Source organism: Pseudomonas sp. 10B238, from assembly GCF_000970615.1.
Classification (GTDB): Bacteria; Pseudomonadota; Gammaproteobacteria; order Pseudomonadales; family Pseudomonadaceae; genus Stutzerimonas.
The window spans coordinates 60,747-84,797 of sequence record NZ_KQ033932.1 but is presented as its reverse complement, the minus strand read 5'-3'; the positions used below and the strand labels follow the sequence as shown (position 1 = coordinate 84,797).

The window sequence follows — 24,051 nt, the reverse complement described above, 5'->3', positions numbered from 1 at the left end:
GCGGCAAGAGCCCGCAAGGCCGGATGTCTATATGCCGGCAATGTGGCCCATCGGACTGCAAGAGTTGGCGCTCGACTGGTTTGCGGCCTGGCGCAAGCGTCGCCTCTATCGGCGGCTAGTCACGCTCAGCGACCGGCAATTGCGGATGCGTGATTTGAGCCGCCCGCGTTTGATAGAGAAAGCACAGGCGTCGCTGCGTCAGCTGGTTGAAGAACAGCGTAGTGCGCGCGTCCAGCGTTAGGGTTTGCGCGCGATCAACACGGCGCGCATCGGCGCGGGCAGGCCTTCGATGGTCTTGCTGTGATCCTGCGGGTCTAGGAACTCCGGCAGCGACTGATAGCGCATCCAATCGGTGCTGCGCTGCTCCTGGATGCTGGTAACGCTGACATCCACGCAGCGCACGTCAACGAAGCCAGCGCGGCGCAGCCAGCATTCCAGCGCCGCCACCGAGGGAAGGAACCACACATTACGCATCTGTGCGTAGCGGTCTTCCGGGACCAGGGCGGTGTGTTCGTTGCCCTCGATCACCAATGTTTCCAGGACCAGCTGACCGCCCTTGATCAGGCAGTCCTTCAGGTCCAGCAGGTGATCGACCGGTGAGCGTCGGTGGTAGAGCACGCCCATAGAAAAGACAGTGTCGAAGCCCTCGAGCTTGGGCGGCAACTCCTCCAGCGCCATGGGCAGATGCCAGACCGGCAGTTCCTCCAGGTAGCGCTTCATCGCGTGAAACTGGCAAAAGAACAGCCAGTTCGGGTCGATGCCGACGACCGAGTCGGCACCGGCGCCGAGCATGCGCCACATGTAATAGCCGTTGCCGCAACCGACGTCGAGGATGCGCTTGCCGCTCAAATCCAAATGCGGCGATACCCGGTCCCACTTCCAATCCGAGCGCCATTCGGTGTCGACATGTACGCCAAACACGTCGAAAGGTCCCTTGCGCCAGGGCGACAGGCCGAACAAGGCGTCTTGGGTAGCCGCACGGGTGTCCTCGTCGCACTCCGCTTCCAGGCGGAAAGCCGCTTGCAGTTCGACAGCGGCGGGCTTGATATCAGGCAGCGCATCGACGGCGCGACGCCAGCGCGGCAAGTCGCCGTGGCCGATGGCGAGTTTGGCATCGAGTTGTGCCTGCAAGCCGTTGGCCCAGGCGGCCAGTGGGGTGCCGGCCAGGCGCCAGGCGAGGGGTGTCAGGTCAAGGTTCATGGCAGCGCAATCAACGAGGCGAAGTTCAGGCATTGAAACCAGGGCACCACCTTGGTGAATCCGGCCTCCATCAAGCGCTGACGGTGGGTTTCCAGGCTGTCGGGCTTCATCACGTTCTCGATGGCGCTGCGTTTCTGCGCGATTTCCAGTTCGCTGTAGCCGTTGGCGCGCTTGAATGCGACATGCAGGTCGGTCAGCAGGTCATGCTCCTGCTCGTCTTCGAAGCGCAGCTTTTCCGACAGAATCAGCGCGCCCCCAGGTACCAGCGCCTGGCGGATGGCGCCTAGCAGAGCGGGCCGCTTCTCAGGGGGGATGAACTGCAGAGTGAAGTTGAGTGCAATCAGCGAGGCGGGCTGGAACTGCAGGGCAAGCACGTCGGCTTCGATCACCTCAACCGGGAGCAACTCTTGAAACATCGAGTCCTGCCCGTGCAGGTATTCACGGCAGCGCTCGACCATGGCAGTAGAGTTATCGACGGCGATCACCTGGCAATTATCCACCTTCACGTGCCGGCGCAACGCTTGCGTCACCGCGCCCAGCGAACATCCCAGGTCATAGAGGCAGGTGTTCGGCTGGGCGAACTGCGCGGCCAGCACGCCGATGTTCTCGACGATGGTGGGATAGCCCGGAACCGAGCGTTTGATCATGTCGGGAAAGACCCGCACGACATCCTCGTTGAAGACGAAGTCCTGGGGTTGGGCGAGGGGCTTGGCGAACAGGCGATCGGGTTCGTGGCTCACGGCGGTGTCTAGGCAGGCTGAAAACAGGGGCGGCATTGTAGCGGAAAGCCATGCCGATGGCCGTCGCGAAGTGGACGGTCGGTCCTCGTGCCCGGCTATTCCACGTCTTATGGCACGTCTTATTGCACTTCGATTCGGCAGTCGAACAGCCCGGCCGGCTCGGTGTCAGTTTCCCAAGGGCGCTGATAGGCGAGATAAAGGCGGCCGCTGCCGGCCTCGGCTGCCTCGAAGCGCCAGGTGGACAGACCATCGCCGCCGATGACGTCGGACTTCGGTGAGCTGAATACTTCCGGGCCAAGGCTTTTCAACTGTTCGGCTGAAACCTCGCGCAGGTTCCAGCGATAGCCTGTGGTGGGGTTGCTTGGCAGGCTCACGATCAGCATCTGACCGGGCTGCAAGGTCAGCGGGCAGTCCGCATCGTCGTTCAGCGCGATACTGCTCGGCGGCGTACTGGCGCAACCGGCCAGCAGGAACAACGGGGCGAACGACAGCAAACGGGCGAGAGGCATGGGCGACCGGCTCCAGAGGGAAGAAAGAAAACGCTCGGGCGTCGGTGGAAACCATAAGGCGCCAGGGCCGGTGGGTAAAGCCATTCGCAGTGGCGACCGGCTGTACGCAAGCGGAAGGGGCCGTGCCGCCGGTTCACGGCCCCTGATTCCGGTATTAGAACAAGACCTTGACCACGTCACTGAAGCGCTTGGCGAAGTGCATCGTCAGGCCTTCTTTCAGATAGTCCGGCAACTCCTCGAAATCTCCGCGATTCAGCTCCGGGATGATCAATTCGTAAAGCTTCAAGCGCCGCGCTGCGATGACCTTCTCTCGCAGCCCACCGATCGGCAGCACCAGCCCGGTCAGGGTTAGCTCGCCCGTCATGGCCACGCCTTTCTTGGGCGCCTGGTTGCGTGCCAACGAAAGCAGCGCGCTGGCCATGCTGATGCCGGCGCTGGGGCCATCTTTTGGCGTAGCGCCTTCCGGCACGTGCATATGCACGAAGGCCTGATCAAAGAACTTCGGATCGCCTTTGAATTCCTTCAAGTGCGAATTGACGTAACTGAACGCGATTTCAGCCGACTCCTTCATGACATCGCCCAACTTGCCGGTGAGCTTGAAACCTCGGTTGAGCGTATGGATGCGTGTCGCCTCGATGGGCAACGTTGCGCCGCCCATGCTGTTCCAGGCCAACCCGGTGACCACGCCGACTCCAGTGAGCAGCTGTTCAGGGTGCCAATACGCCATGCCCAGGTAGCTTTCGATATCTTTCGGCCCGATCTTGATCTTGCTCTCAGGTTCATCGAGCAGCTTGACCACGGCCTTACGCACCACCTTGCCGAGCTGCTTGTCGAGCTGTCGAACTCCGGCCTCGCGCGCGTAGCCTTCGATGAGGTTGCGCAACGCACTGTCATTGATAGCCAACCGGTTCTTCGGCACCCCGGCGCGCTGCAACTGCCGCGGCCAGAGGTGGCGCTTGGCGATCGCCAGTTTCTCTTCGGTGATGTAACCCGACAGCCGGATGATCTCCATGCGGTCGAGCAGCGGGCCCGGGATCGAATAAAGGCTGTTGGCGGTGCAGACGAACAGGACCTTGGACAGGTCCAGGCGCAAATCAAGGTAATGATCGAGGAAACCGACGTTCTGTTCCGGGTCCAGCGTTTCCAACAGCGCCGAGGCCGGATCGCCCTGATGGCTATTGCCGAGCTTGTCTACCTCGTCGAGCATGATCACCGGGTTCATCACTTCGACTTCCTTCAGCGCCTGGACCAGTTTGCCGGGCAGGGCGCCGATGTAGGTGCGGCGATGGCCCTTGATCTCGGCCTCGTCTCGCATGCCGCCGACGCTGAAGCGGTAGAAAGGGCGGCCCAGCGATTCGGCAATGGACTTGCCAATGCTGGTCTTGCCAACGCCTGGCGGACCCACAAGGAGCACGATGGAGCCGGAGATTTCGCCGCGGAATGCGCCGACGGCAAGAAACTCGATGATCCGGCTCTTGATATCGTCGAGCCCGGCATGATGCGCATTGAGCACCTTGCGAGCATGTTCGAGGTCGAGCTTGTCCTCGCTGTACAGCCCCCAGGGCATCGACGTGACCCAGTCCAGATAGTTACGGGTTACCGCATACTCCGGCGAACCGGTTTCCAGCACCGAGAGCTTGGTCAGCTCGTCGTCGATCCGCTTCTGGGCGGCGGGCGGCACGACCTTGCCCTCCAGGCGGGAGCGGAATTCATCGGCATCGGCGCTGCGGTCGTCCTTGGTGATCCCCAGCTCTTGCTGGATGATCTTCAGCTGCTCCTTTAGGAAGAACTCACGCTGACGTTCGCCGATCTTGCGGTTCACTTCGCCGGTCAGTTCTTTCTGCAGCTTGGCGACTTCGACTTCCTTGCGCAGCAGGGGCAGCACCTTCTCCATGCGCTTGAGCACGGGTACGGTGTCCAGGACCTCTTGCAACTCGATGCCTGGCGCCGTGGTCAGCGCCGCAGCGAAGTCGGTTAACGGCGACGGCGCGTTCGGGCTAAAGCGGTTGAGGTAGTTCTTCAGCTCCTCGCTGTACAGTGGGTTAAGTGGCAGCAGTTCCTTGATCGCATTGATCAGCGCCATGCCGTAGGCCTTCACCTCGTCGCGGGGGTCTTCATCGCTCTGCGGGTATTCGACTTCCACCAGATAAGGCGGTTTACGGCGCAGCCACCCTTTGATTCGAACGCGGGCCATGCCCTGGGCGACGAATTGCAACCTGCCGCCTTCCTTCGAGGCGTGGTGCACGCGAACCATGGTGCCGTGTTCGGGCAGGCTGTCCGGATCGAAGCTCGCGGCATCCTGTGCCGGGGTGTCCATATAGAAGAGTGCCAGACGCTGATGCGGCGTCTTGGAGACCAGCTCCAGAGTCTCGGCCCAGGGCTCTTCGTTGACGATGATCGGCAGCACTTGTGCGGGAAAGAAAGGCCGGTTGTGGATCGGGACGATGTACAGCTTGTCGGGCAGGTCCTGATCCGGTAGCACCAAGCCCGTGGAAGAGGCGTTTTGCTCGAATTCTTGATGGATGTCGTCGTTCATGCGGCACCTGTGGCGAGTACGTGCTCTTTAGATGGGTATCTGGCGAATGATTTCAATCCAATCGTTGCCTCGCTGTTTTTGCCTACAGCTATAAAAACCGCCAAGCCTCCGGTAGAGTGCGGCTCATACCCCAGGTGCCCCTCCATGCTCAATGCCCGTCTGCTGCGCCTTGATGATCAGGCCCACGAACATGCTCACGACTACCACCAGTTGGTGCTGTCGCTCTCGGGCAGTGCCGCGTTTGAGGTTGACGGCGCGGGCGGTGAGGTGTGCCGTATGCGTGCCTGCCTGGTGCCGGGATACGCCGAACACGAGTTCGCCGGCAAGGGTGATAACCGCATGCTCATCATCGACCTCGATGAGCAGGACCTCAGCGCCGACGATCCGCGCCTGCTGGCGCAGTTGTTCGAAACGCCTCGTTATCCGGCGCTGGATGCCGACTTTCACAACCTGCTGAATTACGCGGGCGCCGAACTGGCCCGTTATGGCAGCGACCCCTTGCTGGCAAGGGCGCTGGGCGGTGTGCTGTTGCGTGCGTTGCACTTGCGGGTGTTTGGCGAAGCGGCACACCAGCCGAAAGGGCCACTGGACATCGCGCGCCTGGATGCGCATATCGAAAGCAATCTGGCGCGCCGGATCACGGTAGCCGAGCTGGCGCAGGTGGTGTGCCTGAGCCCCAGCCACTTCCATGTGCAGTTCAAAGACAGCGTCGGCCTTACCCCGCATCAATACCTGCTGAAGAGTCGCCTCGATCGCGCCGCCAGGCTGCTGCGCGAAAGCCCGCTGCCCCTGGTGCGGATCGCCGAGGAGTGTGGCTTCTCCAGCCAGAGCGCCTTGACTACCGCCACCCGTCGTTACCTCGGGCTGACGCCGAAACGGCTGCGACGCAGCGAAGAGTGACCGACCCTAAACGCACCGAGACGGTGCGTTTCGCGTTCTACCGCCCCTGCTTTGCACCGCTTTAGCGACTTTTCATGACAGGGTTTTGACGCTCATCAAAACCCATAGGTTTTTGAAAAAGTTCCGTAGTTTTGCGCAACAACCGAAAACGCCCCCGCCTTAGATTCGCCTACCCGTTTGGCGAACTGCCCGCGTATTGCTGCCCGCGCGTCGCCGTCGAACCAGATCCAAACACAACAACACTCCACGAGAGGAGCGGCGCGATGTTCAAAGCCGGTCAAGTCTTGCAGGGCGATTTCGCCAATCTGAAAGCCGCCGAATTCTTCCCCGCCATCAGCGCCAACTACAGCGTTGACGAGGCGGCCTACCTGAGCGAGCTGCTGCAGCTCGCAGACCCCGGCGAAGCGGGCATTGAAGCCATCCGCCGTGAAGCCCGTACGCTGATCGAAGCGGTGCGCGGTCGAGATAACGCCGTCGACACCCTTGATGCACTGCTGCGCCAGTACAGCCTGGATACGCATGAAGGCCTGATGCTGATGTGTCTGGCCGAAGCGCTTCTACGTGTGCCGGATTCGGCCACGGCCGACGCGCTGATCCGCGACAAGCTCAACGCCGCCGAGTGGGAACGCCACCTCGGACAGAGCGACAACGTGCTGGTCAATTTCGCGGCCTGGGGCCTGGTGATGACGGGCAAGGTGGTCGACCCGGACAATTCTGACGGTCGCCCGAAGAACGTTATCGGCCGGCTGGTCAAACGCTCCGGCGAGCCGGTGATCCGCGCCGCGATGAATCAGGCAATGAAGCTGATGGGCAAGCAGTTCGTGCTTGGCCGGACCATCTCCGAAGCCTTGAAGAACGGCCGCCCCGAGCGCGAGAAGGGCTACACCTATTCGTTCGACATGCTCGGCGAAGCGGCGCTGACCACCGAAGATGCGCGCAAGTACATGGCTGACTACCGGCAGGCTGTGGAAACGGTCGGCGCCGAGCCGCAGGTCGGTCCGGGACCGCGTCCTTCGGTGTCGATCAAGCTGTCCGCGCTGCACCCGCGTTATGAAGTGGCTCAACGTGAGCGCGTGCTCACCGAACTGTTCGAAAGCGTTCGCGAGCTGGCGATACTGGCGCGCCACCTGGATGTCGGTATCACCATCGACGCGGAGGAGGCCGATCGTCTCGAGCTCTCGCTGGAACTGTACGAAAAACTGATGCGCGACCCGGCCATCGCCGGCTGGGGCGAGTTCGGCCTGGTGATCCAGGCGTATTCCAAGCGCTGCCTGCCGGTGCTGGTCTGGCTGACCCTGTTGGGTAAAGAGCTGAACGCGCGTATTCCGCTGCGTCTGGTGAAGGGCGCCTATTGGGACAGCGAAATCAAGCAGTGTCAGGTTCAGGGCTTGGACGGCTATCCGGTCTTCACCCGCAAGGAAGGTACCGATACCTCCTATCTGGCCTGCGCGCGCTACCTGTTGTCCGAGCACACCCGCGGCGTGATCTACCCGCAGTTCGCCAGCCACAACGCGCACACCGTGAGCTGCATCCTGTCGATGGTCGGCGAGTTGAAGACTCCGCGCGAGTTCGAATTCCAGCGCCTGCACGGCATGGGCGATGCGCTCTACGACACGGTGATCGAAAAGTACCGCAAGAACGTACGCATCTACGCGCCGGTCGGTGCCCACAAGGACCTGCTGCCGTATCTGGTGCGTCGTCTGCTGGAAAACGGCGCCAACTCATCGTTCGTTCACCAGCTGGTCGACCCGCGCGTGCCGGTCGAAACCCTGATAGACCACCCGGTCACCCAGCTGCGTCAGTTCAAGACCCTCGGCAACCATCGCATCCCGCTTCCGCCGGCGCTGTACGGCAACCGGACCAACTCGCAAGGCATCAACATGAACATCCAGACTCAGTGGAACGAACTGTCCAGCGCCTACCAAACGTTTCTCGACCGTCAGTGGCAGGCCGCCCCAGTGATTGGTGGGCAGACGCTTACCGGCAGCGCGCACAAGGTGCATTGCCCGTATCAGCTCAGCCAGGAAGTAGGCACCGCCCAGTTCGCCACTGCCGAGCAAGCCAAGCAGGCCATCGATGGTCTGTCTGCCTTCTGGCCGCGTTGGAACGCCACGCCCATCGAACAGCGCGCGCAGATCCTCGAGCGTCTTGGTGATCTGCTGGAGGCCAACCGCGCCGAGCTGATGGCCATGTGCACGCTGGAAGCCGGCAAAACCCTGCAGGACGGCATTGACGAAGTCCGTGAAGCCGTGGATTTCTGCCGTTATTACGCGCTGCAAGCCCGCTTGAAACTCGGTCGCGAAGAACTTAAAGGTCCGACCGGCGAGCGCAACGAGCTGTTCCACGAAGGCCGTGGCGTGTTCGTCTGCATCAGCCCCTGGAACTTCCCGCTGGCGATTTACCTCGGCCAAATCACCGCGGCGCTGGTCGCCGGTAATACCGTGCTCGCCAAGCCGGCCGAGCAGACCAGCCTGATCGCCGCCCGTGCGCTGGAGCTGATGTTCGAAGCTGGCCTGCCGAAGGAGGCGATCGCCTTCCTGCCGGGTGACGGTGCAACCCTCGGCGGCGTGTTCTGCCGCGACCCGCGTGTGGTCGGTGTGTGCTTCACCGGCTCCACCGACACTGCGCGCATCATCAACCGCCAGCTGGCCGAGAAGGAGGGCGCCATCGCCACCCTGATCGCCGAAACCGGTGGCCAGAACGCAATGATCGTTGACTCCACCGCGCTGCCTGAGCAGGTGGTCAAGGATGCGGTCGGTTCCGCCTTCACCAGCGCCGGTCAGCGCTGCTCGGCGCTGCGCGTGCTCTACGTTCAGCGCGACATCGCCGATCGTGTCATCGAGCTGATCAAGGGGGCGATGGATCAGCTAAAAATCGGCCCGACCCACCTGCGCGAAAATGACCTGGGCCCGGTGATCGACGCCGAAGCCCGCGAAGGCTTGTTGGCGCACATCCAGCAGCTCAAGGCAGAAGGCAAGTTGATCGCCGAAGCCAAACTGCCGGGCAGCCTCAACGGTCACTTCGTCGCGCCTGTGGCGTTCGAAATCGGCGGGATTCACGAGCTGAAAAAAGAGCAATTCGGCCCTGTATTGCACGTGGTGCGCTTCGATGCGGCAGATCTTGAGAAGGTCGTCGCTGACATCAACGCCACCGGCTACGGCCTGACCCTCGGTATCCACAGTCGCAACGAGGAGACCGCAGCCCGCATCGAAGCGCTGGCGCGGGTCGGCAACCTCTACGTCAACCGTAACCAGGTCGGCGCGGTGGTTGGCGTGCAGCCGTTCGGTGGCTGTGGCCTGTCCGGTACTGGCCCGAAAGCCGGTGGCCCGAGCTACCTGCTGCGCTTCGTCAACGAACGCACCACCTCCACCAACACGACCGCGGTCGGCGGAAACGCGTCCTTGCTGTCGCTGGGCGACGACTGATCGTCGACTCGGCAGGAAACGGCCGGCGGCTCGGTTCAGAGACCGCCGGTTCAATAGAACAACCAGAACAGTTGGCGGATCGCTCTTCCGCCTCTGATGGGCTCAGGTGAGCCCGTCCCGGTGATGGCGCGAACCGCCATCGCCCTCTGCCAGGTGGGATCGGGAATACCCTCGCGCCCATCAACAACAACTAACGAGGGAACAAAATGAGCATCAGTACTCCCACTTTGATCACGTTCGTGATCTACATCGGCGCCATGCTGTTGATCGGCTTCGTCGCCTACCGTGCCACCAAGAACTTCGATGACTACATCCTGGGGGGACGTAGCCTGGGAAGTTTCGTCACCGCACTGTCGGCAGGCGCTTCGGATATGAGCGGCTGGCTGCTGATGGGCCTGCCAGGGGCCATCTTCGTCGCGGGGCTATCTGAAAGCTGGATCGCCATCGGCCTGATTGCCGGTGCCTGGCTGAACTGGCTGTTCGTCGCCGGGCGCCTGCGTGTGCACACCGAGCGCAACAAGAACGCACTAACCCTGCCTGACTACTTCTCCCACCGCTTCGAGGACGAAAGCCGCACGTTGCGGATCTTTTCGGCCTTGGTCGTATTGGTGTTCTTCACCATCTACTGCGCCTCCGGCGTGGTCGCTGGCGCGCGTCTGTTCGAGAGCAGCTTCGGCATTCCCTACGATCTGGCGCTGTGGATCGGTGCTGCTGCAACCATCCTCTACGTGTTCATCGGCGGTTTCCTCGCGGTCAGCTGGACGGACACCGTGCAAGCCACGCTGATGATCTTCGCGCTGCTGATCACCCCGGTGTTCGTGATCCTTGCGCTGGGCGACATGGGCGCTGCGATGGATACCATTGCTACGCAGAACCCGGCTGCCTTCGACATGTTCAACGGCCTGTCCTTCGTCGCCATCGTCTCCTTGCTGGCGTGGGGCCTGGGCTACTTCGGTCAGCCGCACATTCTGGTGCGCTTCATGGCCGCCGATTCGGTGAAGACCATCCCCAACGCCCGCCGCATTGGCATGGCCTGGATGATTCTGACGCTGGCCGGCGCCGTCGCGGTGGGCTTCTTCGGCATCGCCTATTTTGCAGGTCATCCGGAATTGGCCGGTCCGGTCAGCGAGAACGGTGAGCGGGTGTTCATGGAGCTGGTGAAAATCCTGTTCAACCCCTGGGTGGCTGGCATCATCCTGTCCGGTGTTCTGGCTGCCGTGATGAGTACCCTCAGCGCCCAGTTGCTGGTCAGCTCCAGTGCTCTGACGCAGGACTTCTACAAAGCCATGCTGCGCAAGAACGCCTCGCAGACCGAGCTGGTCTGGGTCGGCCGCGCGATGGTGCTGCTGATCGCCTTTATCGCCTTGGGCATCGCTTCCAACCCGGACAGCAAGGTGCTGGGCCTGGTCTCCTACGCCTGGGCGGGCTTTGGTGCTGCCTTTGGTCCAGTGGTGCTGATTTCGCTGCTGTGGAAGAACATGACCCGCAACGGCGCGCTGGCCGGCATGGTTGTCGGTGCCGTCACCGTGGTGGTGTGGAAGGAATTCATCGGCATGGGTCTGTACGAGATCATTCCGGGCTTCATCCTCGCCAGCCTTGCCATCGTGATCTTCAGCAAGGTCGGAGCCGGTGCCTCACCGAGCATGATCAAGCGCTTCGAGGACGCCGAGAGCGAATATCAAGGCCGTTGATTGAGTAGCTGACGTAACCAAAAACCCCGCTGCCGGCATTCCGGCAGCGGGGTTTTCTTTTGTATCCGCGACCAACCATTAACCGCTGGTCGGCGATGACTCATGTGGCGTGGTTAGTCGTCGACAACAAGGTTCTTGCGATCGTCCTTCGCGCCTGCTGCGATCAGATGCTCAGCCATGTCTTCGGTCACGTGAACGCTATGGCCACTGATATGAGCCATGGACATCCGAGCTGCTGGATCTGTCGAGACTCGGACGTCCTTGATGGCGCAGGTCTGGGTGGCGTTTTCGAGTGTGGTTGAACAGGTGCCGTTTGCAGTATCGATGTTGACTGTCATGGCGGGTCTCCTCGGGTGTGCGATGGAGCCGCACTGAAAGGTGCAGCTACTCAGAGTGAGACAGTAGCCAGGACGATCTGTTTGTGCGTAGCGGTAGTTGAATCCGACAACGGCGTAGGCAGAAGCGAAAATTATGCTGATCAACTGATGGCAATAGGCTAGCCTGATCAGGCCAGCAGGTTGCCAAGGAAGGCGGTAGTCCCACGGTAATCGTCAAGGTGGCGGAGTCAGCCAGATGTTCAATCGTGTTGTGTGGTCCAGTTGTTTTCTGCTGCTTTGCGCCCTCAGCACATCAGCGCAGGCCCAGCCGTTCAGCGCGTTTGTGTTCGACGCGCAGGGGCGTCCGGTGGAGGGCGCTGTGCTCAGCCTGGCGGGGCAGGCGCAGGCCAAACCCGTCGCCGTGGCGGTCATGGATCAGATCGACAAACAGTTCTCACCGGCCGTGCTGGCCGTTGCGACCGGCACCGCGGTGAGCTTTCCCAATGGCGATGACATTCGCCATCAGGTCTACTCGTTTTCACCGGCAAAGCGGTTCGAGCTGCGCCTCTACGAAGGCACGCCGAGCGAGCCTGTCATCTTCGATCGACCGGGGCTGGTGGTGCTGGGCTGCAACATCCATGACTGGATGCTCGGCTACGTCTATATCACCGATGACCCATGGTTCGCTGTCAGTGACGAGCAGGGTCGCATCCAGTTGGACGTGCCGGCCGGCCAGTACTCCTCTACGCTCTGGCACCCGGCGCTGGTTGATATGCCGCCTATCGAGGCGGGGCGGCTGGAAGTGGGGACAGCGCCGATCGAGCTGAAGCTGCCGATAGCTATCGCCGCTGCGCTGCAACCCTCGGCGCCGCCACCCACACCCTTTGCCGACGCGTTCAGAAAAGCCGCCCATGACGCGCACCCTTAGTTTTCACGCACGTCTTTCGTGGATCCTCGCCGCCTTTCTGCTGGTGGTGATCGGCGCCCTGTATTTCTCTGTGCGCCTGGTGACCGAAGCGGCCGTGAGCCGGCAGGCCGCCGAGCGGCTCGATTCCGGGTTACGAGTATTCGAGCGTTTGATCGACATTCGCAGTCGTCAACTGCGTGACGGCGTACAGGTGCTGGTCGCGGATTTCGGCTTCAAGGAGGCGGTGGCCACTGGCGATACCCTGACCTTGCAATCGGCGATGGCCAATCAGGCGGCCCGGATCAATGCCAGCGAAGCCATGCTGATCGGCCTGGACGGTCGGGTGCTGGCCTCGAGCCTGTCCAATGCCGTACCCGGCGATACCTTCCGCTACGCCGCCGAACTGCGAGACGCGCGAGGGCAGGGGCCGACCCTGCTCATCGTAGTGCTCGATCAACAGGCGCACCTGCTGGTCGAGGCCGAAGTCCGCGCGCCTTTGCCCATTGCGCGAGTGGTGATGGGATTCGCCATGGACGAAGCGCTTGCGCACGAGCTCAAGGAACTAACGGGCTTGGACGTGTCTTTTCTGGCCAAGGCGGAGGGCAACAGCGAACAGCTGGCGACCACACTCAAGTCCGAGGCCCATGCCGAACTGATCGATGGTTGGAGTCGTCATGAACATGCCAATGGCATCGAAGAGCTGACACTCGATGGTGAGCGCTATCTCAACGAGGACGTGGTGCTGTCGCAGGGTGACGGCTATAGCGTGATTGCCCTGGCCCACAGCTCGCTGGACGACGCGCTGGCCGGCTTTCACCAGTTAGATATGCGGATCCTGCTGATTACGCTCGTTGGCCTCATTGCCTCCTTGTTGGGAGCGCTGATGTTGGCACGTAGTCTTTCAGGACCGGTGAACGCGCTGGCTCAAGCCGCCCAGCGGGTCGGTCGCGGTGACTACCACACGCCCATCGAACTGGACCGCGACGATGAACTCGGCAGTCTGGCCAAAGCACTAAACCAGATGCAGCGCGGCATCGCCGAACGTGAGCAGCTGATTGCACACAACATGCTGCACGACGATGTGACGGGCCTGCCCAATCGATCCCTGGCCGCCGAATTGCTTTCCCGTGCTGTCGAGGCCGGCCGGATCACGGCGGTGTTGCACATTGGTATCGGTAACCTCGACGCTGTGCAGGACAGCGGCGGCTCCGAAGGCGTAGACCAGGCGCTGCGCGAACTGACCCAGCGCTTGCAGGCAGGCTTGCAGCCCGGTGATCACCTGGCAAGGATGCTCTCCGATGAATTCCTGCTGATCGTCAGCGATACCTCCGCTGACAACGCCTTCAGCGCAGCGGTGGCGGTGCAGCAGGCTTTGGCTCTGCCAGTGCGCGTCGCCGAGCTTGAAATGCGCATCGAAGCGCACATCGGCGTGGCCGGTTATCCGGACGATGCCGGCAGCGTCGATGAGTTGCTGCGCCGCGCCAGAATCGCCATGCAGGACGCGGCGCAGATGCCGGACGGTCTGCAGCTCTACCAGCATGGGCGTGACGATGCTCATCAGCGGCAGATCAGCCTGATTCGCGACCTACGGCATGCCGCAAACGGGGGTGGTCTACATCTGCATTTCCAGCCCAAGGTTGATCTCGAACACGGTCGGGTCTACCAAGCCGAGGCGCTGCTGCGCTGGAATCACCCGATCTATGGCATGGTGTCGCCCGGCGAATTCATTCCGTTGGCTGAACGCACGGGCAGCATCCAGCTGCTTACCGCCTGGGTGATCGAGGCGGTGCTGCGGCAGCTACATATCTGGAACGGTCGCGGCCTGTACATGGAAGTGTCGTTGAACATTTCCGCTGAGGACCTCAGCAGCCTGACCTTGGAGCAACGGGTGACGGAGTTGCTGCAACGCTACGTGATTCCGGGGGACCAGCTGGTATTCGAGATTACCGAAAGCGCCATGATGCGCGACCCGGAGCGCGCGCTGACGATGCTTCATCGGTTGCGGGCGTTGGGTATTCGGTTGTCGGTGGACGACTTCGGTACCGGCTTCTCCTCGCTCGCTCAACTGCGGCGCATGCCGGTACAGGAGTTGAAGATCGATCAGTCGTTCATTCGCGAGCTGGACGACACCTGTGGCGATGCGGTGATTGTCCGTTCGACCATCGACATGAGTCATGCGCTGGGCCTCAAGGTCGTCGCCGAAGGCGTCGAACATGGCGAAACGCGTGATCTTTTGCGCGCTTGGGGGTGCGACACCCTGCAGGGGTATTTTTTCAGCCGACCGCTGCCTGCTGATGCCTTCGAGGCCTGGTTGAAACAGCAACCCCACCTGGCCGCGCGACCGCTCAAGGAGCCTTCATGACAGTCCTGCGAACACTGCTGCTGGCCGCGTGCTGCGTGCCGATGCTCGCCAGTGCCGATGCGGGGCGTTTATTGGCTACCGGTGGCGCGACGGGTATCGAAGGTGCTGCGGGCGGCGGGATCACGCCGTGGGCTGTGCTGGCGGGGTACGGCGAGCGAGGCGAGTGGGGCGGCGATGTCTTCGCGACTCGCGTCGAAACGGGCGACTATCGGCTAGACGTCGCCGGTGTGGCGTTTGCCGTCGATAATCGCCTTGAGCTGTCTTTTGCGCGACAGCGTTTCGATCTCGGCAATCTGGCGCGGGACCTGTCGCTTCCGGAAAACAGCCTCAGCCAGGACATCTTCGGCATCAAACTGCGGTTATTCGGCGATCTTCTCTATGACCGGTTGCCGCAGGTTTCGCTAGGCGCACAGCATAAACGTCAGAAGGACTTCCTGATCCCGTCGCTGATCGGTGCTCAGCGCGACGAAGACACCGAGGCCTACCTCACCGCGAGTCGGCTTATCCTCGGCGGTGCCTTTGGTTACAACCTGCTGCTCAACGGTGGCGTCCGCTACAGCCGCGCCAACGAACTCGGCCTGCTCGGCTTCGGCGGTGACCGTCGAGACAGCCGCAGCCTGCTCAAGGAAGGCTCAGTCGCTGTGTTGTTCAATCCGAACTGGGTGCTCGGCGTCGAATACCGGGAGAAGCCCGACAACCTGTCATTCGCCGGCGAAAGCGATTGGGCGGATTTGTTTCTCGGCTATTTCCCCAACAAGCGCTTTGCCGTGGTGCTGGCTTATGCGCGGCTCGGTGAAATTGCCACGCTGGGCCATCAGGATGGCGCTTACCTGTCCGTACAAGGGAGCTTTTGATGCATCGGCTCGTCCTGCTGTTCTGTTTGTGGCTTGCTGCCTGCACCCAGCAAGCGATCGAGGATGACAGCCTGTACCGGCAGCTGGGTGGCGAGCCCGGTATTACCCGCATCGTGGAAGGGATGCTGCTGCGCATTGCCCGGGACCCGCGCATCGTCGAATACTTTCAAACGGTCGACATCCAGCGTGTGCGCGACAAGCTGATCGAGCGGTTCTGCGTCGAGGCGGGCGGCCCGTGCACTTACACCGGCGACAGCATGGAGGAAAGCCATAAGGGCCTGGCGCTGACACCCAGCGACTTCAATGCGCTGGTCGAAGATCTGCAGGCGGCGATGACTGATGAGGGTGTCTCGATGCCGGCGCAGAACCGTTTGTTGGCGCGCCTGGCGCCCATGCGCGGGCAGGTCATCGACCGCTGAAAGCGCTAGCGGTGACGATCAAACAAACCGCTGCATGACCGGTTCGCCAGCCTGGTCGGCCAAGGACGGCCTTAGGTCGTTCCGTTCGCACGTTTCCCAGTCAAAACTGTCCGGTCACGAGCGCAGAGTGCATCGAGACGCTATGCTTTGGTTCTAACCCGACCCATCCGTTGCCAACGCTGCGCCACAAGCGTTCGCGTTTCGTCAGTGAAGGCGGGGCCTGGTCCCCGCAGCACAAGGAAAACAAAACCAATGAATGTGAGTACCCCCACTCTGATCACCTTCGTGATCTACATCGCGGCGATGATTCTTATCGGTTTCACCGCCTACCGCGCCACAAAGAACTTCGACGACTACATCCTCGGCGGTCGCAGCCTCGGCAGTTTCGTCACCGCATTGTCGGCGGGCGCGTCCGACATGAGCGGCTGGTTGCTGATGGGTCTGCCGGGCGCGATCTTCGTTGCGGGTCTGTCCGAAAGCTGGATCGCCATCGGCCTGATTGCTGGCGCCTGGCTCAATTGGATCTTCGTCGCTGGCCGTCTGCGTGTGCACACCGAGCACAATCACAACGCCCTGACCCTGCCGGACTATTTCTCTCATCGCTTCGAGGACACCAGTCGCCTGCTGCGCATCTTTTCGGCGCTGGTGATTCTGGTGTTCTTCACCATCTACTGCGCCTCCGGCGTGGTAGCTGGAGCGCGCCTGTTCGAGTCGACCTTTGGGATGGAATACGGTACGGCACTCTGGGTAGGTGCAGCGGCAACCATTCTTTACGTGTTCATCGGCGGCTTCCTCGCGGTGAGCTGGACCGATACCGTTCAGGCGACACTGATGATCTTCGCGCTGTTGATTACCCCGGTATTCGTCATCCTCGCGCTGGGTGACATGGGCACCGCCATGGACACGATCGCGGCGCAGGATCCGTCGAATTTCGACATGTTCAAGGGGCTGTCCTTCATCGCCATCATCTCGCTGCTCGGCTGGGGCCTTGGCTACTTCGGCCAGCCTCATATCCTGGTGCGCTTCATGGCGGCCGACTCGGTGAAGACCATTCCCAACGCTCGCCGCATCGGTATGGCTTGGATGATCCTGACGCTCGCAGGCGCTGTAACCGTGGGCTTCCTCGGTATCGCTTACTTCGCCGACAACCCCGCGCTGGCCGGTCCGGTTACTGAGAACGGCGAGCGTGTGTTCATGGAACTGGTCAAGCTGATGTTCAACCCCTGGGTAGCCGGCATCATTCTCTCCGGCGTACTGGCTGCCGTCATGAGTACTCTCAGTGCGCAGCTGCTGGTCAGCTCCAGCGCACTGACCCAGGACTTCTACAAAGCCTTCCTGCGTAAGGGCGCGTCGCAGACCGAACTGGTCTGGGTCGGTCGCGGCATGGTGCTGCTGATTGCCTTGATCGCCATCGGCATTGCGTCAAACCCGGACAGCAAGGTGCTGGGATTGGTGTCCTACGCCTGGGCCGGCTTCGGCGCTGCATTCGGGCCAGTGGTGTTGATCTCGCTGGTGTGGAAGCGCATGACGCGCAACGGTGCGCTGGCGGGCATGTTGGTCGGCGCTATCACCGTGGTGGTGTGGAAGGAGTTCATCGGTCTCGGACTGTACGAAATCATCCCAGGCTTCATCCTCGCCAGCATCACCATCTATGTGGTGAGCATCATGGGCAAGGAGCCGGCGGCTTCCATTCAGCAGCGCTTCGAAGTGGCTGACGCGGAGTACCACGCGGGCTAAGCGAGGCCTCGACAGGATCGTCCTTCGCCGGTGATGATCCTGTCGCATCTCAGTTGCCGTGTAACTTCGACTCAATCGGAAGAAGATGCCTCTGTCTTCGAGGCGCGCAGCGGCGGATACTGTTCCTCAGGCGCCAGCCCTTGGCGTCCAGAGGAAATTCAGGAGTATTCCAATGAAAGCGCAATCCGTAATGACTCGCGCCGCAGCCGTCGTGCTGGCGGCTCTGTTGATGACTGGCTGCAGCCTGCGCTTGCCAGGCGTCGGTATCGACATCGGTGATGGCGGTGGCGGTGGCCAAGGCGGCAATCACTGCCCACCGGGCCAGGCCAAGAAGGGTAACTGCTGACCCAGGCGCTCCCCTCCCTCCAACTGAATGGCGTCTGCCATTCAGTACCTTCCAAGTGACGCCAGGAATCTTCTTGTTCGCCTCGCTTACCCGCCGTGCTCACCCATCATAACCACGACGACAGTCCTGATATTTACGAGACGACATAGCCGCTCATCCCCTGAGCCGCCGAATGGTTTGACAGGTCTAAGCTTTCTGCCACGGTTAGTCTGGAGTGCGCGTACCGCTTGCGCTTGGCAAGCCCGGCAAAGCTCGCATCGCTAAAACAAAAACAATAAACATCTGAGGAACCTCTCATGCTTCCAAGCAAGTTGGCTTTAGCCTGCACGCGTGCCATCGCCGGCGTGGTGCTGGTCGGTACTATCGGGATAGCTGCCGATGTTCAGGCACGGTCCAAGCCGATCAAGCCCCCGGTCTCCCACAGCGAATCACGTGAACAGGATTCGCGCGCCTTCGCCCCCATTGTCTCGCCGTTGGCAGCATTTCCCGGTCTGCCCAGCGAGCGCTGGACCGGCATTTACGAGGGCGCGTCCTACCAGATCGAAGTGCCACCTAATTGGAACGGCATGCTCGTCATGTATGCGCACGGCTATCGCGGTACCGGACCCGAACTGACCGTTGGACCGCCGCCGATCCGTCCATGGCTGCTGCAGCAGGGATACGCCTGGGCGGCCAGCAGCTACAGCAAGAATTACTACGATGTGCGCGCCGGCATTGAAGACACCAACGCGCTGGCGCTGGCCTTCAGCGAGCTGACCGGCAAAGCCCAGCCGAGCAAGACCTACATAACCGGGCATTCCATGGGCGGCCACGTCGCGGCGGCCGCGGTGGAAGCCGAGACCTACGCCACCGCTAACAATCCGGTGCGCTACAGCGGCTCGGTGCCGATGTGCGGCGTCACGGGTGACGTCTATGAATTCGAATACCTGATGAACTTCACCCTGGCCGCACAGCACCTGGCCGGGCAGGGCCCGACCACCTTCCCGGCGACGGATTTCCAGGCCAAATTGCCGCAGATTATCGGAACGCTGTGGGACAGCTACCCGACCGACCCGTCGCCGCAGGGTGAGAAGCTGGAAGGCATCGTTCGTGACCTCAGCGGTGGTGAACGGCCGATCTTTGCTGAAGGCTTCCGCACCAGCCTGCAAAGTGTCGTACTGGGCACCGGAGGCCAAGACGGTTCGGTAAACGGCATTCTGGCCGACTCGCTCAGTGGCAACCTCGCCACCCGCTATCAGTTCGACACGAACAAAGCGATGTCCCGTGAAGAACGCGAGTTCAACGACTCGATCATCCGCGTCGTCGGCCATCCGCCGGCCAACAGCATCCGCCCGGACGGGCTGCGCTGGATTCCGGTCGTGAACGGCCAGTTCAACGTCCCGGTGGTCAGCATCCACACCCTCGGCGACCTCTACGTGCCGTTCAAGCACCAGCAGATCTATCGCCGCAACGCCGAAGCCAACGGCAACGGGGACTTGCTGGTGCAGCGTGCCATTCGCGCACCCAGTCACTGTGATTTCACCTATCAGGAACAGGTTGAAGCGATGGCGGCAATGCTCCAGTGGGATCAGCAGGGCATCAAGCCAGCGGGTGACGAGGTCGTCAATCCGCGCGTAGTCGCAAACCCTTCCTACGGCTGCCAATTTACGCGTAATGACGGCACGCAGAATCGGACGTCGTTGCCGGCTTGCCCTGAGAGTTGATGCGCTAGCGGCGGAAAACGAAAAAGCCCTGCTCCGGCAGGGCTTTTTAATTGGAGCGGGCGAAGGGATCGAACCCTTATGCTTGGTGTGTCGTTCCGTCTCAAAGCGTGTCGTTACGGGGTTTCCAGCTATCTCGCCTGCTCGTTTCGTCGCAATGCGTCACAGTGATTTCGACACTTTTTCGACATGTCTGCTAGGGGTGTTCCCGTTTCGATCTAAATCATCGATATATAGGAACAAGCTCGTATCGTTGTAGTTCTTACACAACACCAGTACGAGCTTGCAATGCCCCGATTACTGCCCAGTGATGAGCACTGGTCGAAGCTGAGGGAAATTCAGCTGCACAAGGCCATCTACAACAAGCGTAATCTACGGATGACCTTCGAAGGCATGCTGTATCGCATGCGCGGAGGATGCCCCTGGCGAGACTTTCCCGAGGCATTCGTAATGCTTGAGCAAAGGCTACAAACGTTTCAACGCCTGGACCGCGTCAGGTTAGCTCGCAGCCAACCTCTATGGCTTCAACCTGACAGGTCGCATGCTTAGCGTACGATTTATCCGTTTTCTTTATCGTCCCCTTGAAGGCCCTCCGTCCAGCCAAACACTTTGCCCACCGACAGAGGTAACTCAATGATTCGACTTCTCTATATCAGCCGTGCCGCCCCCACAATATCGAATGAAGAAGTGCAGGACATACTACTGTCCTCGCGCAAAAATAATCCGGCCAGCAGTATCACTGGCATCCTGGTCCACGGTGGTGGACTGTTCATGCAAGTTTTAGAAGGGCAGGAGCAGGATGTTCTCCGGAAATATGTGAAGATTCTAGATGATCCCAGACACAGTGGTGCAGAGATTCTTTATATTTCGCCGGCGAACAATCGGATCTTTGGGAAGTGGTCGATGGGGGGCATCAAGAGCGATCCCTTGCAATTTCAATATATCTCCAAATTGCGAGCCCGCCGTCTAGAGGTCATCGATGCAAGTACGTTCACGGAGACGATGCGCGAGTTTGCACAGATGCTGGGAGACGCGAAGTAGGGTGTGACCAGAAACCCCTGTTTAGGATGACCTGTGGTCAATGTGTAGGGTGTTCCAGCTTCGATCTAAATCATTTATATATAGGAACAAGCTCGTATCGTTGTAGCTCACACACAACACCAATACGAGTCTGTAATGCCCCGATTACTGCTCAGTGATGAGTACTGGTCGAAGCTGTGGGAAATTCTGCTGCACAAGCCCATCTACAACGAGCGTCTACTAACGCTCCTCAATGTTGATGATGCTGAAGCTTCCGCTACCTCAGCCCATTGGGTTAAAGCTGCTTGCTGCTCCGCAATAACGGGTTTTCATCCGATCGCTTAGATCTTTGCGATCACCGTCAAAGCGGGCACGCCATGTCTGACATTGTTCATGGAAGTGCTGCTTGGCAGCCTTGCGACATTCTCTATAGTCGATTGAGCCTCGGCGATGATTGCCGCACACGCTCGTTCCGTCGATGTAGTTGTTTACTGCCACCCATTCTGCCAGAGAGTTAGTGCCGCCATTCCAGCTCTTTATCCATGTGGTTGTGCGCTCCCGGCTTACCGTGCGCGGACGTCGCTCGCTACTAGCGAGCTTTGCTGCAACTTCACGGACTGCCGGCGGAGTGTAGGTGCTGGCCGGCTGCTTGGGCGTGTAGTTGTCATCGTTGAATGATGTTTGGCGAGACTGCGCGGCCTCCGCCGAACGCTCTGCGAACCAGTCGATTTCTTCCTGGGTCAGCTGCCGCTGCTGTGGGGCTGGTGACGGTACTGCTGTCAGGGCTTCGTAGTTTTCAACGGACGGCTGGCCAACCGGCTGAATGGGTTGTGCTGGCTCTGGGTTAAACAAAGGCTTGCCGCCGATACGAATGCCTTGCTTGATCTGGTTCATGTCCAGAACTATCGGCTTTCCGAACGTCAATGCCAGTGCCGCGATGACCACTGAACCGATCCCCAGTATTGCTAGGAATCGCCATGGCTCTTGCTTCTTCCTGCTGCGTACATACTCGGGCGCATCGTCCCAGTCTGATCTCATGTCGCCTCCTTGCGTTCAAGTTAGGGTGTTAATAAAACTGTCCCTTTGATTTCATTGGTGCCTTTTTACCCTTCTTCCTTGTTATTATTCAATACTGCTTTGCTTTTGTTAGCTTGCCTATTTTCTTGGTTTCGCCAGTAAATCCTGAGCTATCAATTTGGAAAATCTTTACTTTTCCGGTGAGAACGCCTGTCTCTGAGTTGAAGCCAATCGTTACGGCCTTGTCCCCGTAGATTTCGATAAGGGCTTCTTCTTTTCCTAATAGAAAATAAGATGTTTTATCTGCGGCTTGCCTGTGACCTATCGTATATACGGCCATGGTTATTAGAATGGAATAAAACAAAAATTCTTTGGCTGCTTTCGAAACGGGGTTGTCTTGCTCGGTGTTTAGTTTTTCATCTAGCCGCTCCGGCTTGTAAAGCAGCCAGTAGCTATACCCTGCCGTAAATAAAAACATTGCGAGACATAACCATAAGGCTGTGTAAAGCTCTATTAACAAAAAGAGTATTGCAAAGAAGGCTGATGGGATTAGGGCGATGCAAATGGATGATATTAATTTCCCGCCCCGGTCGGACAGGTTTTTTAATACGGTAAAAAATTGCCACACTGAAAAAGCGCTAATCGATATTATTGATAGAGCGATTAGGGTTTTGTTTATGTCTATATAGATTATGCTGTAAGGAATTCCATAGTACGAAATAAATCCTGCTTCAAATATGAACGATAACGCCACCGAAAATACGGGGAGTGTGCTGATGAGGAAGGTATTAGATTTAAGAAGCTGGGATGCTTTTTGATTCACTGCCTGAAAACCATTTTTAATTCCGCAATCCAGTTATCGCTTAGCCAAATCATTTCGCTGGGCATACCATCGTCTCGCTACTTCCGCTGTAATTGCTATCCCGCGTTTTGACTTGGCAAGTTTGAATGAGCTTCTTCGTAGCCAGGAGAGACTTGTCCTTTTGACGGGTCGGCTTCACCCTTCCATAGCCATAGCCATAGCCATAGCCATAGCCATAGCCATAGCTCGTACTGAGGGAATGCTTTCAACAGCTCTTCCATGTCCTCAATTCGAGCTTTTACCTTTCGGTTTGTCGCTATTGTCTGCCACCGCTTTCGCTCAGTAATAGCGGTCGTTTCGGTGAGATTGGTTGCCCCTAAGTGGCGAACAAGCGATCTAAGCCGCTCTTCAATCGGCGAAAAAGGGAACGGATTTATTTTTTCGCCAACCCCGCCAGCTACCGATCCGAAACAAGCCGAACCCTAAACGAAAAAGCCCTGCAAGTGCAGGGCTTTTCTAATCTGGAGCGGGCGAAGGGAATCGAACCCTCGTCATGAGCTTGGGAAGCTCAGGTAATGCCATTATACGACGCCCGCGCAGGCAGCCTTTGTACCAGAAGGACGGGGTGAGGAGAAGCGGGTGCGGCGTTTAGGCCGATGAATGTTTCAGACCTGCGCAATTTCTCCGGGCGTCAGGCTGCGGTATTGGCCGGGGGCGAGGGTGGGGTCGAGCAGCAGCGGGCCCATGCGTTCGCGGTGCAGGGCGGTGACCTTGTTGTTGAAGTGGCCGAACATGCGCTTGACCTGGTGGTAGCGGCCTTCATGCAGGGTCAGGCGGGCCTGGTGAGAGCCCAGCAGTTCGAGTTCGGCGGGCAGGGTAGTGAGGTTCTCGAAGCGAAAATAGATGCCTTGGGCGCAGCGGTCGACACAAACCGGGTCGATGGGGTCTTCGGTGTCTACGAGATAGGTTTTGCCCAGCAGGCTTGCCGGTTGGGTGAGGCGGCGGGACCAGAGGCCGTCGTTGGTGATGATCATCAGGCCGGTGGTGTTGAAGTCCAACCGCCCGGCGATGTGCAGTTCGTCCTTGTCCGGCTCGTTCAGCAGATCCAGCACCGTAAGGTGTTGCGGATCGGCGGTGGCGCTGACGCAGCCGACCGGTTTGTTCAGCATAAAGAAGCGTGCGGGTTTGCCTGCCTGCAGTAGCTCGCCATCCAGTTCGATACGATCGAAGATGCGAACGTCATGGGTGCCGTCGCAGACCGTGTTCCCATTCACCGCAGCACGGCCCGAGGCCAGCAGCAGGCGCGCTTGGCGATGGCTGCAGTGGGGCAGATTGGCGAGGAAACGGTCGAGGCGCATCAGGGTTTTGCAGGCAACTCGCCGCGCGCGCAACGCGGGCAGACGCAGGCTTTATTGAGCGCGTCATCAGGAATCTGTTCGCCGGCTTCCGGCGCTATCTCAACGCTGAAGCACCAGCAGGGCCGTGTCGCAGTAGCTGGATTAGCTAGGCCACAGCTGTTGGGCTCGCCACAAATCGGGCATCTATTAGGTTCGGGTGTATCGGTCATAA

The 24,051-nt window shown here is 59.9% G+C and carries 21 protein-coding genes, 1 tRNA gene and 1 pseudogene; 13 read left to right on the top strand and 10 right to left on the bottom strand.

Features of this window, described 5'->3' with window-relative positions; all coding sequences use genetic code 11:
* Nucleotides 1-31: 31 nt before the first annotated feature.
* On the top strand, nt 32-241 hold the full coding sequence (locus RT21_RS10465; protein ID WP_046162714.1) for a hypothetical protein: 210 nt from the start codon (nt 32-34) through the stop codon (nt 239-241).
* On the opposite strand, the gene cmoB is transcribed toward RT21_RS10465, so the two are convergent.
* The 4 genes from cmoB to lon all read right to left on the bottom strand — a co-directional run bounded on the left by cmoB (nt 238) and on the right by lon (nt 4,985).
* Complete coding sequence (gene cmoB, locus RT21_RS10460) at nt 238-1,200, bottom strand: tRNA 5-methoxyuridine(34)/uridine 5-oxyacetic acid(34) synthase CmoB (protein ID WP_046162713.1); 963 nt, start codon at nt 1,198-1,200, stop codon at nt 238-240. The two genes, RT21_RS10465 and cmoB, sit on opposite strands and share 4 nt — an antisense overlap.
* Nucleotides 1,197-1,976 carry a carboxy-S-adenosyl-L-methionine synthase CmoA gene (gene cmoA / locus RT21_RS10455; RefSeq protein ID WP_177327081.1) on the bottom strand — a complete coding sequence of 260 codons (780 nt, stop codon included), beginning with the start codon at nt 1,974-1,976 and terminating at the stop codon, nt 1,197-1,199. Before cmoA ends, cmoB begins: the two co-directional genes overlap by 4 nt.
* 83 nt (nt 1,977-2,059) lie before the next feature.
* Complete coding sequence (locus tag RT21_RS10450; protein ID WP_046162712.1) at nt 2,060-2,449, bottom strand: protease inhibitor I42 family protein; 390 nt, start codon at nt 2,447-2,449, stop codon at nt 2,060-2,062.
* Between the two features lie 154 nt (nt 2,450-2,603).
* Nucleotides 2,604-4,985 (bottom strand): endopeptidase La, encoded by a 2,382-nt coding sequence (gene lon / locus RT21_RS10445; RefSeq protein ID WP_046162711.1) that lies wholly within the window; start codon nt 4,983-4,985, stop codon nt 2,604-2,606.
* Nucleotides 4,986-5,129: 144 nt separating this feature from the next.
* Between lon and RT21_RS10440 the strand changes: the two genes are divergently transcribed.
* The 3 genes from RT21_RS10440 (at nt 5,130) to putP (RT21_RS10430) (ending at nt 11,001) form a co-directional block, all read left to right on the top strand.
* A complete protein-coding gene (locus tag RT21_RS10440) occupies nt 5,130-5,885 on the top strand; it encodes an AraC family transcriptional regulator (RefSeq protein WP_046162710.1) in 756 nt (251 codons plus the stop codon).
* 263 nt (nt 5,886-6,148) lie between these two features.
* A complete protein-coding gene (gene putA / locus RT21_RS10435; protein WP_046162709.1) occupies nt 6,149-9,310 on the top strand; it encodes a bifunctional proline dehydrogenase/L-glutamate gamma-semialdehyde dehydrogenase PutA in 3,162 nt (1,053 codons plus the stop codon).
* A gap of 206 nt (nt 9,311-9,516) precedes the next feature.
* On the top strand, nt 9,517-11,001 hold the full coding sequence (gene putP, locus RT21_RS10430; protein ID WP_046162708.1) for a sodium/proline symporter PutP: 1,485 nt from the start codon (nt 9,517-9,519) through the stop codon (nt 10,999-11,001).
* Nucleotides 11,002-11,114: 113 nt separating this feature from the next.
* Here the strand turns inward: putP (RT21_RS10430) and RT21_RS10425 are convergent, their stop codons facing one another.
* Complete coding sequence (locus RT21_RS10425) at nt 11,115-11,339, bottom strand: DUF3203 family protein (protein ID WP_045429298.1); 225 nt, start codon at nt 11,337-11,339, stop codon at nt 11,115-11,117.
* A gap of 235 nt (nt 11,340-11,574) precedes the next feature.
* On the opposite strand from RT21_RS10425, the gene RT21_RS10420 reads away from it, so the two are divergent.
* The 9 genes and pseudogenes from RT21_RS10420 to RT21_RS10385 all read left to right on the top strand — a co-directional run bounded on the left by RT21_RS10420 (nt 11,575) and on the right by RT21_RS10385 (nt 20,684).
* On the top strand, nt 11,575-12,246 hold the full coding sequence (locus tag RT21_RS10420; protein ID WP_046162707.1) for a methylamine utilization protein: 672 nt from the start codon (nt 11,575-11,577) through the stop codon (nt 12,244-12,246).
* Nucleotides 12,230-14,587, top strand: coding sequence for a putative bifunctional diguanylate cyclase/phosphodiesterase (locus RT21_RS10415; RefSeq protein ID WP_046162706.1), 2,358 nt, complete (start codon nt 12,230-12,232; stop codon nt 14,585-14,587). The genes RT21_RS10420 and RT21_RS10415 overlap by 17 nt, the downstream gene beginning before the upstream one ends.
* A complete protein-coding gene (locus RT21_RS10410; protein ID WP_046162705.1) occupies nt 14,584-15,441 on the top strand; it encodes a DUF3034 family protein in 858 nt (285 codons plus the stop codon). Before RT21_RS10415 ends, RT21_RS10410 begins: the two co-directional genes overlap by 4 nt.
* Nucleotides 15,441-15,860, top strand: coding sequence for a group I truncated hemoglobin (locus RT21_RS10405; RefSeq protein ID WP_046162704.1), 420 nt, complete (start codon nt 15,441-15,443; stop codon nt 15,858-15,860). The genes RT21_RS10410 and RT21_RS10405 overlap by 1 nt, the downstream gene beginning before the upstream one ends.
* 252 nt (nt 15,861-16,112) lie before the next feature.
* Nucleotides 16,113-17,597, top strand: coding sequence for a sodium/proline symporter PutP (gene putP, locus RT21_RS10400; RefSeq protein ID WP_045429288.1), 1,485 nt, complete (start codon nt 16,113-16,115; stop codon nt 17,595-17,597).
* A 172-nt stretch (nt 17,598-17,769) separates the two neighbouring features.
* Complete coding sequence (locus tag RT21_RS23815; protein WP_164863187.1) at nt 17,770-17,943, top strand: hypothetical protein; 174 nt, start codon at nt 17,770-17,772, stop codon at nt 17,941-17,943.
* 296 nt (nt 17,944-18,239) lie between these two features.
* Nucleotides 18,240-19,646, top strand: coding sequence for an alpha/beta hydrolase family protein (locus tag RT21_RS10395; RefSeq protein WP_046162703.1), 1,407 nt, complete (start codon nt 18,240-18,242; stop codon nt 19,644-19,646).
* 285 nt (nt 19,647-19,931) lie between these two features.
* Nucleotides 19,932-20,142 (top strand): annotated as a pseudogene (locus RT21_RS10390) (transposase); the annotation flags it as partial.
* Nucleotides 20,143-20,276: 134 nt separating this feature from the next.
* On the top strand, nt 20,277-20,684 hold the full coding sequence (locus RT21_RS10385; RefSeq protein ID WP_046162702.1) for a BLUF domain-containing protein: 408 nt from the start codon (nt 20,277-20,279) through the stop codon (nt 20,682-20,684).
* A 261-nt stretch (nt 20,685-20,945) separates the two neighbouring features.
* Here RT21_RS10385 and RT21_RS10380 read toward each other — a convergent pair whose 3' ends face one another.
* The 5 genes from RT21_RS10380 to RT21_RS23250 form a co-directional block, all read right to left on the bottom strand.
* A complete protein-coding gene (locus RT21_RS10380; protein WP_046162701.1) occupies nt 20,946-21,701 on the bottom strand; it encodes a hypothetical protein in 756 nt (251 codons plus the stop codon).
* Between the two features lie 88 nt (nt 21,702-21,789).
* Entirely contained in the window at nt 21,790-22,503 is a 714-nt protein-coding gene (locus RT21_RS10375; RefSeq protein WP_046162700.1) for a hypothetical protein, read from the bottom strand.
* A 501-nt stretch (nt 22,504-23,004) separates the two neighbouring features.
* Nucleotides 23,005-23,078, bottom strand: a tRNA-Gly gene (locus RT21_RS10370).
* A gap of 69 nt (nt 23,079-23,147) precedes the next feature.
* Complete coding sequence (locus tag RT21_RS10365) at nt 23,148-23,840, bottom strand: pseudouridine synthase (protein ID WP_046162699.1); 693 nt, start codon at nt 23,838-23,840, stop codon at nt 23,148-23,150.
* Nucleotides 23,840-24,049, bottom strand: a complete 210-nt coding sequence (locus tag RT21_RS23250) for a cysteine-rich CWC family protein (RefSeq protein WP_082082149.1) — start codon at nt 24,047-24,049, stop codon at nt 23,840-23,842. Before RT21_RS23250 ends, RT21_RS10365 begins: the two co-directional genes overlap by 1 nt.
* Nucleotides 24,050-24,051 lie beyond the last annotated feature (2 nt).

What these genes read in the sequence shown, in the direction of transcription:
- RT21_RS10465 (WP_046162714.1), top strand. Translation starts at nt 32, where the DNA reads ATGCCGGCAATGTGGCCCATCGGACTGCAAGAGTTGGCGCTCGACTGG.
- cmoB (WP_046162713.1), bottom strand. Translation starts at nt 1,200, where the DNA reads ATGAACCTTGACCTGACACCCCTCGCCTGGCGCCTGGCCGGCACCCCA.
- cmoA (WP_177327081.1), bottom strand. Translation starts at nt 1,976, where the DNA reads ATGCCGCCCCTGTTTTCAGCCTGCCTAGACACCGCCGTGAGCCACGAA.
- RT21_RS10450 (WP_046162712.1), bottom strand. Translation starts at nt 2,449, where the DNA reads ATGCCTCTCGCCCGTTTGCTGTCGTTCGCCCCGTTGTTCCTGCTGGCC.
- lon (WP_046162711.1), bottom strand. Translation starts at nt 4,985, where the DNA reads ATGAACGACGACATCCATCAAGAATTCGAGCAAAACGCCTCTTCCACG.
- RT21_RS10440 (WP_046162710.1), top strand. Translation starts at nt 5,130, where the DNA reads ATGCTCAATGCCCGTCTGCTGCGCCTTGATGATCAGGCCCACGAACAT.
- putA (WP_046162709.1), top strand. Translation starts at nt 6,149, where the DNA reads ATGTTCAAAGCCGGTCAAGTCTTGCAGGGCGATTTCGCCAATCTGAAA.
- putP (WP_046162708.1), top strand. Translation starts at nt 9,517, where the DNA reads ATGAGCATCAGTACTCCCACTTTGATCACGTTCGTGATCTACATCGGC.
- RT21_RS10425 (WP_045429298.1), bottom strand. Translation starts at nt 11,339, where the DNA reads ATGACAGTCAACATCGATACTGCAAACGGCACCTGTTCAACCACACTC.
- RT21_RS10420 (WP_046162707.1), top strand. Translation starts at nt 11,575, where the DNA reads ATGTTCAATCGTGTTGTGTGGTCCAGTTGTTTTCTGCTGCTTTGCGCC.
- RT21_RS10415 (WP_046162706.1), top strand. Translation starts at nt 12,230, where the DNA reads ATGACGCGCACCCTTAGTTTTCACGCACGTCTTTCGTGGATCCTCGCC.
- RT21_RS10410 (WP_046162705.1), top strand. Translation starts at nt 14,584, where the DNA reads ATGACAGTCCTGCGAACACTGCTGCTGGCCGCGTGCTGCGTGCCGATG.
- RT21_RS10405 (WP_046162704.1), top strand. Translation starts at nt 15,441, where the DNA reads ATGCATCGGCTCGTCCTGCTGTTCTGTTTGTGGCTTGCTGCCTGCACC.
- putP (WP_045429288.1), top strand. Translation starts at nt 16,113, where the DNA reads ATGAATGTGAGTACCCCCACTCTGATCACCTTCGTGATCTACATCGCG.
- RT21_RS23815 (WP_164863187.1), top strand. Translation starts at nt 17,770, where the DNA reads ATGAAAGCGCAATCCGTAATGACTCGCGCCGCAGCCGTCGTGCTGGCG.
- RT21_RS10395 (WP_046162703.1), top strand. Translation starts at nt 18,240, where the DNA reads ATGCTTCCAAGCAAGTTGGCTTTAGCCTGCACGCGTGCCATCGCCGGC.
- RT21_RS10385 (WP_046162702.1), top strand. Translation starts at nt 20,277, where the DNA reads ATGATTCGACTTCTCTATATCAGCCGTGCCGCCCCCACAATATCGAAT.
- RT21_RS10380 (WP_046162701.1), bottom strand. Translation starts at nt 21,701, where the DNA reads ATGAGATCAGACTGGGACGATGCGCCCGAGTATGTACGCAGCAGGAAG.
- RT21_RS10365 (WP_046162699.1), bottom strand. Translation starts at nt 23,840, where the DNA reads ATGCGCCTCGACCGTTTCCTCGCCAATCTGCCCCACTGCAGCCATCGC.
- RT21_RS23250 (WP_082082149.1), bottom strand. Translation starts at nt 24,049, where the DNA reads ATGACCGATACACCCGAACCTAATAGATGCCCGATTTGTGGCGAGCCC.